16 protein-coding genes are annotated in these 14,347 nt (G+C 37.5%); 6 read left to right on the top strand and 10 right to left on the bottom strand.

From position 1 onward, the window contains the following. Positions 1-116: 116 nt before the first annotated feature. The gene (locus NQ185_RS18905; protein WP_307001635.1) at positions 117-443 is read left to right on the top strand and encodes an MBL fold metallo-hydrolase; all 327 of its coding nucleotides are present in this window, start codon (positions 117-119) and stop codon (positions 441-443) included. A gap of 3 nt (positions 444-446) precedes the next feature. Here the strand turns inward: NQ185_RS18905 and NQ185_RS18900 are convergent, their stop codons facing one another. Continuing rightward, on the bottom strand, positions 447-1,331 hold the full coding sequence (locus tag NQ185_RS18900) for a LysR family transcriptional regulator (protein ID WP_257583619.1): 885 nt from the start codon (positions 1,329-1,331) through the stop codon (positions 447-449). 118 nt (positions 1,332-1,449) lie between these two features. Between NQ185_RS18900 and NQ185_RS18895 the strand changes: the two genes are divergently transcribed. Continuing rightward, on the top strand, positions 1,450-2,640 hold the full coding sequence (locus NQ185_RS18895; protein ID WP_257583618.1) for a coenzyme F420-0:L-glutamate ligase: 1,191 nt from the start codon (positions 1,450-1,452) through the stop codon (positions 2,638-2,640). Between the two features lie 59 nt (positions 2,641-2,699). Here NQ185_RS18895 and NQ185_RS18890 read toward each other — a convergent pair whose 3' ends face one another. From NQ185_RS18890 to NQ185_RS18880, 3 genes are all read right to left on the bottom strand, one after another. Beyond that, a complete protein-coding gene (locus tag NQ185_RS18890) occupies positions 2,700-3,536 on the bottom strand; it encodes a carbohydrate ABC transporter permease (RefSeq protein WP_257583617.1) in 837 nt (278 codons plus the stop codon). Positions 3,537-3,552: 16 nt separating this feature from the next. Then, on the bottom strand, positions 3,553-4,440 hold the full coding sequence (locus tag NQ185_RS18885) for a carbohydrate ABC transporter permease (RefSeq protein WP_257583624.1): 888 nt from the start codon (positions 4,438-4,440) through the stop codon (positions 3,553-3,555). A gap of 105 nt (positions 4,441-4,545) precedes the next feature. Then, positions 4,546-5,820 carry an ABC transporter substrate-binding protein gene (locus tag NQ185_RS18880; protein WP_257583616.1) on the bottom strand — a complete coding sequence of 425 codons (1,275 nt, stop codon included), beginning with the start codon at positions 5,818-5,820 and terminating at the stop codon, positions 4,546-4,548. A gap of 291 nt (positions 5,821-6,111) precedes the next feature. On the opposite strand from NQ185_RS18880, the gene NQ185_RS18875 reads away from it, so the two are divergent. Beyond that, entirely contained in the window at positions 6,112-7,092 is a 981-nt protein-coding gene (locus tag NQ185_RS18875) for a glycoside hydrolase family 43 protein (protein WP_257583615.1), read from the top strand. Between the two features lie 87 nt (positions 7,093-7,179). On the opposite strand, the gene NQ185_RS18870 is transcribed toward NQ185_RS18875, so the two are convergent. The 5 genes from NQ185_RS18870 to NQ185_RS18850 form a co-directional block, all read right to left on the bottom strand. Beyond that, positions 7,180-7,557 (bottom strand): VOC family protein, encoded by a 378-nt coding sequence (locus NQ185_RS18870; protein ID WP_257583613.1) that lies wholly within the window; start codon positions 7,555-7,557, stop codon positions 7,180-7,182. Between the two features lie 191 nt (positions 7,558-7,748). Continuing rightward, positions 7,749-7,991 (bottom strand): hypothetical protein, encoded by a 243-nt coding sequence (locus NQ185_RS18865; protein ID WP_257583611.1) that lies wholly within the window; start codon positions 7,989-7,991, stop codon positions 7,749-7,751. Between the two features lie 117 nt (positions 7,992-8,108). Beyond that, positions 8,109-9,503: a 23S rRNA (uracil(1939)-C(5))-methyltransferase RlmD gene (gene rlmD, locus NQ185_RS18860; protein WP_257583610.1), complete on the bottom strand. Its 1,395-nt coding sequence runs from the start codon at positions 9,501-9,503 to the stop codon at positions 8,109-8,111. 121 nt (positions 9,504-9,624) lie between these two features. Beyond that, a complete protein-coding gene (locus tag NQ185_RS18855; RefSeq protein ID WP_257583609.1) occupies positions 9,625-10,509 on the bottom strand; it encodes a hypothetical protein in 885 nt (294 codons plus the stop codon). Positions 10,510-10,594: 85 nt separating this feature from the next. Next, a complete protein-coding gene (locus NQ185_RS18850; protein WP_257583608.1) occupies positions 10,595-11,101 on the bottom strand; it encodes a TetR/AcrR family transcriptional regulator in 507 nt (168 codons plus the stop codon). A 169-nt stretch (positions 11,102-11,270) separates the two neighbouring features. On the opposite strand from NQ185_RS18850, the gene modA reads away from it, so the two are divergent. Then, positions 11,271-12,047: a molybdate ABC transporter substrate-binding protein gene (gene modA / locus NQ185_RS18845; RefSeq protein WP_257583607.1), complete on the top strand. Its 777-nt coding sequence runs from the start codon at positions 11,271-11,273 to the stop codon at positions 12,045-12,047. Positions 12,048-12,049: 2 nt separating this feature from the next. Then, entirely contained in the window at positions 12,050-12,709 is a 660-nt protein-coding gene (modB, locus tag NQ185_RS18840) for a molybdate ABC transporter permease subunit (RefSeq protein WP_257583623.1), read from the top strand. 69 nt (positions 12,710-12,778) lie between these two features. Here modB and NQ185_RS18835 read toward each other — a convergent pair whose 3' ends face one another. After that, positions 12,779-13,216 carry a hypothetical protein gene (locus NQ185_RS18835; protein ID WP_257583606.1) on the bottom strand — a complete coding sequence of 146 codons (438 nt, stop codon included), beginning with the start codon at positions 13,214-13,216 and terminating at the stop codon, positions 12,779-12,781. 342 nt (positions 13,217-13,558) lie between these two features. Between NQ185_RS18835 and NQ185_RS18830 the strand changes: the two genes are divergently transcribed. Next, on the top strand, positions 13,559-14,338 hold the full coding sequence (locus NQ185_RS18830) for an aldo/keto reductase (RefSeq protein ID WP_257583622.1): 780 nt from the start codon (positions 13,559-13,561) through the stop codon (positions 14,336-14,338). Positions 14,339-14,347: the final 9 nt, after the last annotated feature.

Here is a 14,347-nt window from a genome sequence, read left to right as displayed (position 1 = left end):
TTCGCCCTTGTTACCCTGAATTCAAACCATTGGCGTGTTTGTCAAGGGCGATTGCGGAGTCATTCCACTAATAACTGGAAAGGGAACTGAGTATCTATTGAGTTTTCATAGAACTTTTGACACTACCAAATGAAACAGAGAATCTAGTGCCAATCGGAGGACTCACCCCGTACCTTACACCTGGCCACTCTCCCGGACATGTCGCCTATTTTCACGAAAAAGATCAAGTGTTATTAGCGGGTGACCTCTTCACATCGAAAAAGGGAAAACTCCATCGTCCGATATCTATTTTTACACCAGACATGAACGAAGCGGTAAAAAGCAGTGCCATCATTAAAGAACTTAAACCCAAAAAGGTAGAAGTATGCCATGGATATACCGTTCTTAATCCTGCAGATCATATAGAGGAATATATAGAGAGTTGGAGCAAAAAAAGATCATAGAATTTAATGGTTTTCTATGATCTTTAAAAATTTATTGGATGCGGGAGAAAGTGGAACACTTTTTAAATAACAAACACCGATGCTTCTACTTGGGATTTCTTCGTCTAATGGAATTTTCCATACTCTCCTTGCATACAAATCTTCTTCGGAAAATTCTTTAGTGACACAGGCAATACCTAAATTAATTTTTGCAAACTCCAGCAATAAATCATGCGAACCCAACTCAAATTCCGGCGACAGCTTAATCCCTTTTGAAATCATATAATCCTCTACATACATTCTCGAATTTGATTTTTGTTCAAGCATAATTAATGGCAATCCCACTAATCTTTCTAAGCTTAATGGTTTAGATAATAAGTATTTAAACTTCTCACCGCAAACAAAGATGTCATGAATATCGATGCAGGGTCTAAGCTCCAAAGCAGGGTCTTCCAATGGAAAATTACACACTCCAATGTCGACTTCCCCAGACTTAAGTAATGAACAAATCTCTGTGGTCGTACCATTGACCATTTTAAATTTAATATTTGGGTAGTGATTATGGAATGCTTCTAAGTATGGAAGTAAAAAGTGGCGGGAGATCGTATCGCCGACGCCTATTTTTAATTCACCTGCTGTTAAATTCTTAAATTCCAAAAGCTTTTCTTCACCAGCATCAATTAAATTAATGGCTGAGTTGGCATATTCAAATAAAATAGCACCCTCATCCGTTAAGGTGACCCCTTTCGGTGTGCGATTAAAAAGACGGGTATCCAACTCTCTTTCTAACTGCATAATTGCTTGGCTTACAGCTGGTTGGGTCATATATAGATCTTTTGCCGCTTGCGAAAAGCTATTTCTTTTTCCAACGACACAAAAAACTTTATACAAATCTAACTTGCTTGCCATATAACCACACCTTATATCCAGTATTCAATATATTCATTTTACTTATATCACTAAACTACGGTATATTACAAGTAGAGATAACTTACATTAAGTCTAATAGTAATAAGGGGCGATCAATTTGGAAAGAGTAGTCGGAACTGTTGCGAGAGGACTTCGTTGCCCGATCATCAATAAAGGCGATAACATCGAAGAAATCGTTGTAGATAGTGTGTTAAAAGCTGCGGAAATTGAAGGCTTTACCATTCATGATAAAGATATTGTGTCCATCACTGAATCCATCGTTGCACGCGCACAAGGCAACTATGCGACGATTGATCAAATTGCAAAAGACGTTCATTCAAAATTTGGCGACGATGCTTTAGGCATTATCTTCCCGATCTTAAGCCGGAACCGTTTTGCCAACTGCCTTCGCGGTATTGCAAAAGGTGCCAAAAAGATTGTTTTAATGCTGAGCTATCCATCTGATGAAGTTGGAAATCATTTAGTCGATATTGATACACTTGATGAAAAAGGTGTTAATCCTTGGACAGATGTACTAACAGAAAAGCAATTCCGCGATCTGTTCGGATATAATAAACATCCTTTCACTGGTGTCGACTATATCGAGTATTACAAATCTTTAGTAGAAGAATACGGAATTGAATGCGAAGTTATTTTTTCAAACAATCCAAAAACCATTCTAGACTATACAAAAAACGTACTTACTTGCGATATTCATACAAGATTTAGAACGAAAAGAATTTTAAAGGCAAATGGCGGAGAAAAAATCTATAGCCTCGATAACATCTTATCCGAATCTGTTGATGGCAGCGGGTATAATGAGGCATACGGTCTGTTGGGTTCTAATAAATCGACAGAAGAAAGCCTAAAACTTTTCCCACGCGACTGCCAGCCAGTCGTGGATAAAATCCAACAAGTGCTAAAAGAGAAGACAGGTAAAAACGTGGAAGTCATGATTTATGGAGATGGAGCGTTTAAAGACCCTGTCGGCAAAATATGGGAGCTTGCCGATCCAGTCGTATCTCCTGCTTATACATCGGGTCTTGAAGGAACACCTAATGAAATCAAATTAAAATACCTTGCCGATAATAATTTTGCAGATTTAAAAGGCGATGAATTGAAAAAAGCAATCGCCGATTATATCAATAATAAAGGCGACGATCTTGTCGGTGCGATGGAAGCTCAAGGAACAACACCTAGAAAGCTTACTGATTTAATTGGTTCGCTATCCGATTTAACTTCCGGAAGCGGCGATAAAGGAACGCCGATTGTGTTTATACAAGGGTATTTTGATAACTATACGAAGTAAAATTAAAGGGCATTGCCAGTTTTATGGCATGCCCTTTTGTCATTTATATTTAGATGAATTTAGTTTTTGACCGCTCCCTCTGTTATTCCTGCAATGAATTGCCTGCTGAACACGACAAACACTATCAAAATAGGCAAGGTTGCTAAGAAAGTGCCTGCAAGTATCATTGAATAATCTGTAAAGTATACATCATTTAGTGTTCTTAATGCTATTTGTATCGTATGGACAGATTCATCTTTTAATACAATCAACGGCCATAAAAAGTCATTCCAAGACCCCATAAAAGTGATAATCCCTAATGTTGCTAGGCCTGGACGTACAGCTGGAACTACAATATTCCAATACGTTCTAAAATTACTGCAGCCATCGATTCTCGAAGCTTCTATCAACTCGTAAGGAACGGCAGACGAAATGTATTGCCTCATCCAGAAAACGCCAAATGCCGAAACCATCCCAGGAACAATGACAGCTTTTACATCATCAATCCAACCTAATTTACTAATAATCATAAAGTTTGGAATTAATCCTAATTGGGGAGGAATCATCATCGTCCCTAACAGAAAAATAAATAATGCGTCTCTCCCTTTAAATTCTAGCTTTGAAAATGCAAATCCGGCCAAGGAACAAAAGAATAATACAGAAATTGTAACTACGACTGAAATTATAAAGGAATTCCATATCGCACTGAAAAAATCAATCTTTTCAAAAACCTTTTGAATATTTTCGATAAAATTTACACCTGGCACGACTACTGGTGGAAACTTGTTAACATCACTTGTGGTATTGGATCCAATTACATACATCCAATAAAAGGGAAATATTGAAATCAAGGTGCTTAAGACCATAAATACATATATAACAAAACTCGATATTTTATTTCTTCCAACCTCTTTCATTTTGGCCACCTCCTACCTATGCCGATCTAATTTTTCTAGTAAGAAAAATATTCAGGAGTGAAAAGATAATGATGATAAAGAACAACATCCAAGCAATTGCAGCTGCATATCCAAATGAAAATCTAGTGAAAGCTTCCTCATATAAGTATAAAGTAATTGTTAAACCTTGATTACTTCCACCCTTTCCGAACAATAGCGGCTCCGTAAATATTTGCATACCACCTATAGTTGATTGAAGAACGGTAAAAATGATTACTGGCCTCAACAGTGGAATTGTAATATGAAGAAGTTGTTGGAATTTACTTGCACCATCTATAGTTGCAGCCTCATATAAATCATTTGAAATACCTTGTAGACCAGATAGATAAATAATGGCATTATAGCCAACCCAGCGCCACATGACCATTGTTGAAATAACGACATGGGTTCCAAAATAGGAGCCGCTCCAATTGATTGGATCAATTCCTAAAAAAGAAAGTGCATAGTTGACAAGCCCATATTTTGTACCGAACATTGCTGAAAAGACAATAGCAACTGCAACGATGGAGGTAATATTCGGCATAAAGATACCTAATCTAAATATATCTTTCGCCTTTAAAAACGCTTGATTTAAAAGAAATGCAATAATTAAAGCAGCAATTAATTGCGGTATCGTCGATAAAACCCATATGCTAAATGTGTTTCCTAGGGCTTTCCAAAATAGTGGGTCAGTAAATAAAAGTTTATAATTCTGTAAGCCTATAAACTCCTTAGTACCCAAGATATCCCACTTATGAAATGATAGAAATGACGTGAATAATAATGGGAACACACCAAAAACGCCAAACAATATAAAAAAAGGAGATATAAATAAGTAACCAGATAATCGATCTGAGGATTTTTTACTATATTTTTTTGTTTTCATCGAAATGCCCTTATCAAGTTCTATCCCTTTATTCACATAGCTACCTCCCTCTAACTATTAGTAGAAATAAGAGGCGACATGCACCTCTTATCTCCACAGCATATATTATCTTCCTACCTGCCTTTTAACTTCTTCCATGGCTTTTTTCCAAGCTTCTTCCTCAGTGGCTTGTCCGTCAGAAACTGAGATTAATGCATCACCCATAATGGTGTTGATCGGTCCGGTCATAGGTCCACGGTAGACATACTTAACAGCTTTAGCTGCCTCTGAGAAAATTGCACCTAAGTCATCACGATTAAAGAACTCATCTTTTAAGTTTTGTACTTCATCTGTATCATAAATAGCTGGTGTGGAAGGGAAGTTTCCTTTTTCTTTAAAAATCTCCAACTGTATTTCAGGAGACATAACCCAAGTTATGAATTTATACGCTTCTTCAGCATGTTTCCCTTGTTTAGGAAGTGTGAGTAATGATCCACCCCAGTTTCCAGAGCCACCTGGCATTAAAGCGATATTCCATAGTCCAGCAGTGTCGGGAGCATCATTTTTAATGTTTTGCAACATCCACGGTGGAAGAAAGACAGTTGCAAAATCTCCGGCAGCTAGCGAAGCTGACCATTCAGTCGTTCCTCTTTGAGTGTTATTGTGAATTTCAATTCCTTGGATAGAAAGATCCCAAGCTCTCTTAATTAATTCACTATCTTCAATTATCAATTCACCGTTTTCATCAAAGTATTGTTTTTCTCCTTGTTCCCTAACCGCAGCGTACAAATCCGTTACATGGTTAAACATATTTTTGCCTGTTGCTGCTTTTAGTTTTTTCCCTGCCTCCATATATTGTTCCCATGTTCCCATTTGTGCTGAAACTTCATCTGGGGAAGTCGGGAGGCCCGCTTCTTCAAAAATATCCATTCTATACGCCATAGCCATAGGTCCTACATCTGTTGGGATACCAAAAACTACCTTTTCATCATTAGTTGATGCTTCTTTCCAACGCCAATCTAAATAATCACTTTTAATATCTGCTGCACCGTAATCTAGTAAATTATAAAAATGTTGATTATTTTCTTTAAATCTCTCAATATAACCGGATTCTACTGCAGCAATATCCGGGGCGCCCGAACCGGCTGCTAAAACAGTAAGTAAATTTTGATGGTGATCCGAGTATTCTGTTTCTTGAACTTTAATTTTTATGTTCGGATGGTCTTTTTCATATTGTTGAATATAAGAATCCATCCCCATACCAGGCCATAACCAAAAAGTCAGTTCAATATCCCCATCCTCACCTTTGGAACTGCCTTTACTAGAAGAACCCGAGGAGGAACAAGCTGCAAGCCCAGTAATTAAAGCCAAAACGATAAGCATTTGTGCAATCTTCTTCATTTGACTACCCCTTTTCATTTTTTTCTTATCTCATTCATAAGAAACTTATGAATTAATAAGTTAGTATACTAGTATACTTTTATAATTAGGAGGGTGCCTAAGCCAATTTTGAGCATGCTTCTAATCTCCCTAAAAGGCGATGATGAATATTTAATGTAATGAAAGCGTTGTCTTTTGCCTTTTTCCATATTATAATAATAATATCCTAGTTTGTCTAGCCATCATACAAAGTTTATTAAGGGATTTTTTTGCATTAAACTAGAATGGTAGAATACTAAAAAGGAGTAGAAAATGATGAAAAAAGTAAAGCCAAATATACCGTTAGTCGACCATATTTATACAGCAGACCCTTCTGCCCATGTATTTGAAGGTAAAATTTATATTTATCCATCCCATGATTTAGATCACGATGGACCCTCCAATGATAATGGCGACCAATATGCCATGGAGGATTACCATGTTCTATCAATGGATGATTTTGATTCTCCATGTGTGGATCATGGAGAAGTTCTTCATATAAAAGATGTTCCATGGGCAAAGCAACAAATGTGGGCACCGGATGCTGCTTTCAAAAACAATACTTATTATTTATATTTCCCGGCAAAAGATCACGATGGCATTTTCCGAATTGGGGCAGCGACTAGCTCTAATCCAGCCGGGCCTTTTATACCGCAAGAAAATTACATACAAGGCAGTTTCAGCATGGATCCCGCTGTACTAGTTGATGAAGATGATAGAGCCTATATGTATTTTGGCGGCCTTTGGGGTGGACAGTTAGAAAAGTGGCAGACAGGAAGCTATGATCCTAATGGGGAAGGTCCAGCTATAACAGAACCCGCCTTAGGTCCAATGTTTGCTGAACTGGATGATGATATGCTTTCTTTTAAAGAAAATCCAAAAGAAATTTCTATTATAGATGAAGATGGGAACCCAATCCTTGCGGGCGATGAGGAAAAAAGGTTTTTCGAAGGCCCATGGGTCCATAAATACAATGGAAACTATTATCTATCCTATTCGACAGGAACTACCCATTTGCTCGCCTATGCTATGAGTAAAAATCCACAAGGGCCATTTGTTTATAAAGGTACAATCCTTACTCCTGTTCTCGGATGGACAACGCATCATTCAATTGTGGAATTTAACGATAAATGGTATTTATTTTATCATGATGCCTCTCTTTCAGGGGGCGTGAACCATAAACGCAGTGTTAAATATACGGAACTTAAATATAATGAGGATGGAACGATACAAACTATTGAATATGAGTCTTAATATTTAAAAATCACCACACAATCTGAACATTGCGTGGTGATTTTTCTGTTAAATAATATGACCTATATGTGGTCCAAAACCTCCGAATCAACTTGGAAGATTCAATTGCCACGAAACACCGAATTTATCATTTACCCATGCAAATTTCTTACTAAATCCATAGTCGCCTAAAGGCATTAAAATGCCGCCTTCGGATAATTTTTCAAAGAGCTCATCAATTTCCGTTTCGGTATCACAAGTAATAAAAATTGAAAAGGAAGGCGTAAACGTAAACTTATGGTTAATATTGCTATCTAGACACATGAATTCTTGGCCTTTAATCTTAAAAGTGGCTTGCATGTTACTGCCTTCAGGAACTTCACGATTTAAACTAGTAATTTCCGAATCCTCAAAAATAGATATGTAAAAATTTATTGCCTCCTCCCCATTTCCTTGAAACATTAAAAATGGTGCTGCTTTTGACATGTTCATCACTTCTCCCATTTAATATATTCTTTATTCATTTATCCAATTATAACATTTTATATACAATACATAGATTTGCCAGGCAAGTACTTAAAAAGCATTCCAAGTGCTTATTATCCTGGAATGCTTTTTCATTGTTTATAAGGGTTTAAGTTGATGAATTAAAATGAGGTAGTTTCTTGTGAGGTGTTTTAGCCGAGTTTGATCTTCATGATTTCCCAATCATGTTCGGAAATTTTCCGATCAAAGTATTGTAAATCAACAGTGGTGACCATCGTATTTTTGATGGTTTCAATGTCTTCTGTATTTTTATCAACTTTCGCAGATAGTTCATTTAACTTTTCATTATTAGCTGCAACATTTTTTATCAGCTGGTGAAGTAAATCGCCATGGCTGTCCAACTTTTGTAAAATCAAGTATAACTTTTTCTCCATCTCTTTTACCTCCTTCCCTTTATATTAAATTCCTTCTATCATATAGAATTTGTATTGCCATTGCATTTTGAAAAACGAAACTCCACACAATTTTTCATATGTGTGGAGCTGTAATTTCTATTCGCCAACATACGTTAGCAATGCACAACACTCAACATGATACGTATGGGGAAATAAATCTACTGGTTGAACTACTTCTAATTTATATCCGAAAGGGATAAGTTCTTTAATATCTGTCGCAAAGGTATCTGGATTACAAGAAACATAGACAATGCGCTCTGGTTTAGATCGGCCAATTCTCCTCATTACTTTTCCTCCGGCTCCGGAACGAGGCGGGTCAAGGAGTAATAATTCCGGTTTTCCAAAGGTCTCTAATACTTGGTCGATTCCTAGTCTAGCATCTTTTGCTAAAAAGTACGTATTAGAAATGTCATTATCCTCTGCATTTCGCTTTGCGGATTCTATCGAAGTTTCTACAATTTCAATTCCGGCAAGTTCAGCTACCCGGCTTGCAAATGGAAGCGAAAAAGTTCCAACTCCACAGAAAAGATCAATCATTTTTTCAGTCTTTTTCGGTTGCCCCATTTCCAGAGCGATTTCTACTAACTTTTGCGCCTGGGTTGGGTTTGTTTGAAAGAAAGTATCGAACCAAAGACGGTACCTGTAACCTACCATCTCATCATAAATAAAATCTCTGCCAGCCAATATATGGGTTTTTGCTGCTTGAGTGCGGTCGGCCCATTCCGTATTTTCAAGCCATAATAAACTTTTTACATTAGGAACCTTTTTCCCAATTCTTTCAGATAAGTCGTTCACAGCATTTTCTAGATGAGAATTAGGAGCTTCTGTAGCAAACAAGGCCAGCATGATTTCGCCTGTTGCAAAAGACTCTCGAACCATTAAATGACGAAGCAATCCTTCATGAGTGTCCTTATTATATCCCGGAAGTTTATGATCTAGTGCCCAATTTGCAACTTCCATCGCTGCCTCAACCATGTTTTTACCTGCAATAAGACATGTTTCTAGTGAAATAATATTGCGGAAATTTCCTTGTTCATGCAATCCGAGTGTACCATCTGGAGCAAATGTAAACTCCATTTTATTGCGATAATGCCAAGGGTCCTCCATCCCGACGGTATCTTGAACTAGGGATGGATCAAACCCCTGGGCTTCAATCGCTTGTTTTACATGATTCGTTTTTTGTTTCAATTGTCCTGAGTAGTCCCAATGCTGCCAAACACAACCTCCACATTTTTGAAAATGAGGGCATACAGGTTCTATTCTTTCAGGATGAGACTGCAAAATTTCTTCCGGCTTCGCTCTCCATCTTCTTACCCACGGCCTTTCCACAGTGACACTCACTTTTTCACCAGGAAGAGCGTATGGAATCGTTAATTTTAACTTTTTCGGATTCCCATGTTCGTTTTCTCGCCACACAACCGCCTGCCCCGACCCTTTTACATCTAATTGATGTATATCGGCAATAAAGTTCTCTCCTTTTATATTCGTCAATATTGGTCCCTCCGCTTATATCAAATGATAAAATCATTTATGTTATTCAACATACTTTCCTATTATAGCGAAACAATGACCGAGTGGGAATAAGGGAGAAATGATTGCCATTATGGATCACTTATACATCTACATTCATTCCTGCTGGATTACCTTTTGAAAAGAAGCACTTACGCACATGTACATAAGAAGTAATCAACGCTACAGACCAAACTAATAGAGCCGCCACTGCTATAATAGGCAATAAACTCATTTCAAAAGTTGTACGTCCGAGCAGTGTTTGTATGCCGACAAAGATAATAGAACTTAACCAAGAGACTCCTCCTAGGTGAAGAAGAACTCGAGCTCGTTTATCATTGGCGCCTGCTTGCTCTATCAACCAACCTAATACCGGCAATGTCTGAAGTGCATGAAAACCTAGACCATGTAATACAATAAAATTTCCTGCAGACCCAGTATAACGGCTATGAAGAACTGACATACAAATGCCTGCTGCGAAAGAAATCATTGTCGAAAGAAACGCATAGCGAATGCTGAGTATGAGAATCGGCTGCTGAACTACATCCCTTTTTCGAAAAAATGAAATAGCGACTAATACCGTCAAAATAATCAGTACTAAAGATATCAATCCGAAGAACATCCCGACTAGCATATCTGTTGTTGTACCTACCTGCGTGAATCTAGGATTAATTCCTCGAAAATGCTGTATCGTTTCAATCCCATAACCGATCAGAACAGTAGCGGCTAAGCCCCAGCGAATCCACTTTCGACTACTCGGTTTCAAATCAGATACGACTAAAATGGCTGCCATGGATAAGATAAAAATGGCAATGGCCGCATTAAAGGAAAAAGCACTTTCCACATTTCCTTCCGGCAGTACCACACCCCCATATAAAACGACATAGACAGCGCAGATTGCAGCCAGCAAAAATCCAATCATGCCCATCACAATTAATAACCTTTCTTCCACGATTAATTTGCCAATGAATGTTGAAGCAATTTTCATTTTACATCAATCTCCTTTTTGTTTATTTATCAATCAATAAATAACTAGTTGTAATAAAAGACAGATACATTCTGCCTTCATTTCCTTATTCAAAACAAAGCAATTGTGGTAATTCCAATACTTCTGCTACTGTAATCAAAAATCCAGTGCCCAAAAACTGACTTGCACCAGCTTCGGGATTTGTACTGCCCGCTGCTTTTAATTTTTCAGTGACTAATTCATGAACACTCCGAAATTTCTCCCTAACATGGTAACGAATCACTTCTTCAAAAATGGCATGGGACTGCATAACTAAAATGATTTCATCTTTATGTGTCTTCATTATATCTAAGAATGCATGACCCATCGTATCCATTAATCGGTCTGAAGATGCCTCTACGCCAGAAAAAGCTTCATAGATCCGTTTGGTTGCCCGGTCAATAACAGCTATAAAAAGCTCTTCTTTATTTTTAAAAAAGTGAAATACATATGGTTGTGTAACCCCTGCTGCTTTTGCGATAAGGGCTGTCGTCGCCTTATAGTATCCATTTTCTGCAAAGATCCCAACAGCTTTATCCAAAATTAGTTCTTTTTTATCCTCACGAACGACCATCGTCGAACCTCCATTTCATTTATTTATTGACTAATAAATAAATGTCATTTCACAGCTTAATAAATGTCAAGAAACTTTTTTGATATTATCCACATATGACCTCATCCCTACTCTTTTTTGTTATAACAATTTATAATAGGTTTAATTAGTAGGAACGAGGATATGATTGATGAAAAAATTAAATTTACAGTTTCTTTCCATTTTCACCATATTACTTATCTTAACTGGGTGTTCGATCAATAAATCTGAAAAGAGCATTGAATTGACCATATCTGCAGCTGCCAGTTTGCAAAACGCATTGACTGATATTAAACCAATCTTCGAGGACGAACACCCTCATATAACATTAAACTTTAACTTTGGAGCCTCTGGTGCACTTCAGCAACAAATCTCACAAGGAGCACCCGTTGATCTTTTCTTCTCTGCCGCGGAGGATAAGTTTGATACATTGTTGGAGGATGGACAAATAGATAAAACGAACGCAATTGATTTAATTGGAAATGAATTAGTCTTAGTTGTGCCAATGAATACAGAAATAGAGATTGAATCATTCGCAGACTTAAACAATACTAATCAATTTTCCATTGGCACCCCAGAATCCGTGCCCGCAGGACAGTATGCAAAAGAAATATTAGAAAATTTAAATTTGTGGGGAAGTCTTGAAAAGAAAATTGTATATGCCAAGGATGTGCGGCAAGTTCTTACATATGTGGAGACGAACAACGTAGATGCCGGGATTGTCTATAAAACAGATGCACTTATTTCAACAAAAGTTAAAATCGTGGCAACGGCAAAGGATTATACTCATGAACCGATCATATATCCAGTTGGAGTGATTAAAAATAGTTCACATCCAACAGAAACACAACTATTCTATGAATTCCTTCAAAATCAATCGTCTATGGATATTTTTGAAAAGTATGGATTTAAAGGACTGACTGAATGAACATGGCAACCAACTTTTGGGCACCTATCCAACTTTCCTTAGAGGTCGCAACCGTCTCGGGAATTATCGTATTAGTTTTAGGATTATTTCTCGGAAAGATGATGGCGAACACAGCATTCAAAGGGAAAACCTTTGTTGAAACAACATTTCTTCTGCCGTTAGTTTTACCTCCTTCTGTTGTAGGTTTCCTGTTAATTGTTATATTTGGGCGGAACAGCCCAATCGGACAATTAATCGAAACAGTTTTCAAGCATCCGATTATGTTTACGTGGTGGGCGGCAGTCATCGCCTCCACTGTCGTCGCTTTCCCGCTTATGTATCAATCTGCGAAAGCTGGTTTTGAAACTATCGATCGTGATATAGAGGATGCAGCACGTGTCGATGGTGCTGATGAATTCAAACTATTTGCGTTCATTACCATTCCACTTGCACACCGAGCCATTATTTCAGGCGCTATCTTAAGTTTTGCACGGGGATTAGGTGAATTCGGAGCTACTCTTATGTTCGCAGGAAATATCCCTGGCAAAACTCAAACAATTCCAACCGCAATTTATATAGCAATTGATTCCGGAAATATGGAATTGGCATGGTTGTGGGTTATCAGTATGGTGGGGATTTCGTTTTTGATGTTATTAGGTGTGCGGCTAATGAGTTCGAAATGAGTCATTTAGCGACTGAAAGGGGACTTTCAGTAAAACCATACTCCCTGTCTGGTCATTATTATTCTTCTCTTATCCGAGCCAACCTATAGGGACTGACTTAGCAAGCTCTTTCTCTCGAAATTCCTCAAAGGATAGGAAAAATTCCTTTGGGGGATTCCCGAGCAAGGTTGTAAATAATCCATTTTCAAATGAAACTAAATAACTTTGCTCCTGATTCAAATCATTCATGAAGGTCATTTTATATTTTTCAAATGATTCATCTGTTATTGGATCGTTCAACATATTGAGCGTTTTATTGCCACTTTTATAAACCATCTTAAAAACGCCATATCCCTTGTATTCTTTTTCAACTAATTGAAATTTACCATTAATCTCTTTTGTCGTTTTTGTATAATTGTATCCGCAATGATCACAATAGGCGTATCTTTCGCCTATATCATAATAATCATCTTCAACCGCTGAGTGCCCACAATTTGGGCATTTAATGACTGAAAGCATGGATGCCATTTATCTAACTCCTTTACTTTTTTTGTGTTTGTTTGAAATAATTACTGAAAGGAATACGTGGTGAAATCTTGCGGCTTTATAAAGTGGGAGAAAAATTTGACCAGTGGAGGAGTATGGTCTATTTATACTATTAAATAAATTGTCAAAATTGTCAACTAAATTTACTCTTCCCAACTTATTTAATATTAAGTTAGTATAAAAAAGTAAACATAGTTTATAAGATTTCACTACTTACATTTCTTTCTATAGTCTTATACAATGAAAGGGATTACTTGATGAGGAGGAATACAAGTGACTATTCAAAATATCAAGAATTTTACAGTTTTAAACAATGGCGTACATATGCCGTGGCTTGGACTTGGTGTCTTCCAAGTAGAAGATGGCGACGAAGTCATCAATTCTGTTAAATATGCATTAGAGGCAGGTTACCGTTCGATTGATACAGCGGCTGGGTATCGGAATGAAACCGGGGTCGGAACTGCAATCAAGCAAAGCGGGATTGCCCGCGAGGAACTATTCATCACAACAAAACTAGCAAACTCTGATCAAGGATACGAATCTACGTTACAAGCTTTTGAAGAAAGCCGCCGCAAACTAGGCCTTGAATATATCGATCTATACTTAATTCACTGGCCGGGAAAAACAAAGTTCGTAGAAACTTGGAAGGCTTTTGAAAAACTTCAAAAAGACGGGTATATTCGCGCTATCGGTGTTAGTAACTTCAATATTCATCACTTAGAAACTCTTAAACAAAACAGTGATGTGATCCCTGCAGTGAACCAAGTAGAATTTCATCCTTTGCTCAATCAACAGGAGCTTCGTCAATATTGCAGGAATGCAGGAATTCAATTGGAAGCATGGTCACCACTTATGCAAGGAAATTTAGATTTGCCACAACTTGCCGAGCTAGCCGAAAAACATGAAAAAACGCCAGCTCAAATCATCCTTCGCTGGGATCTTCAAAATGAAGTAGTGACAATACCTAAATCTGTACACAAAGAACGCATTCATGAAAATGCTAATATTTTTGACTTTACTCTATCAGAGGATGATATGAAGGTAATTGATCAATTGAATAAAAACCACCGGTTCGGGTCAGATCCGGATAAGGTGACTTTTTAAGATTAGTTA

The organism is Lederbergia panacisoli, from assembly GCF_024626525.1.
Lineage (GTDB): Bacteria > Bacillota > Bacilli > Bacillales > Bacillaceae_C > Lederbergia > Lederbergia panacisoli.
Note: the sequence above shows the minus strand (reverse complement) of the source record. Positions and strands in the feature narration are given on the sequence as shown.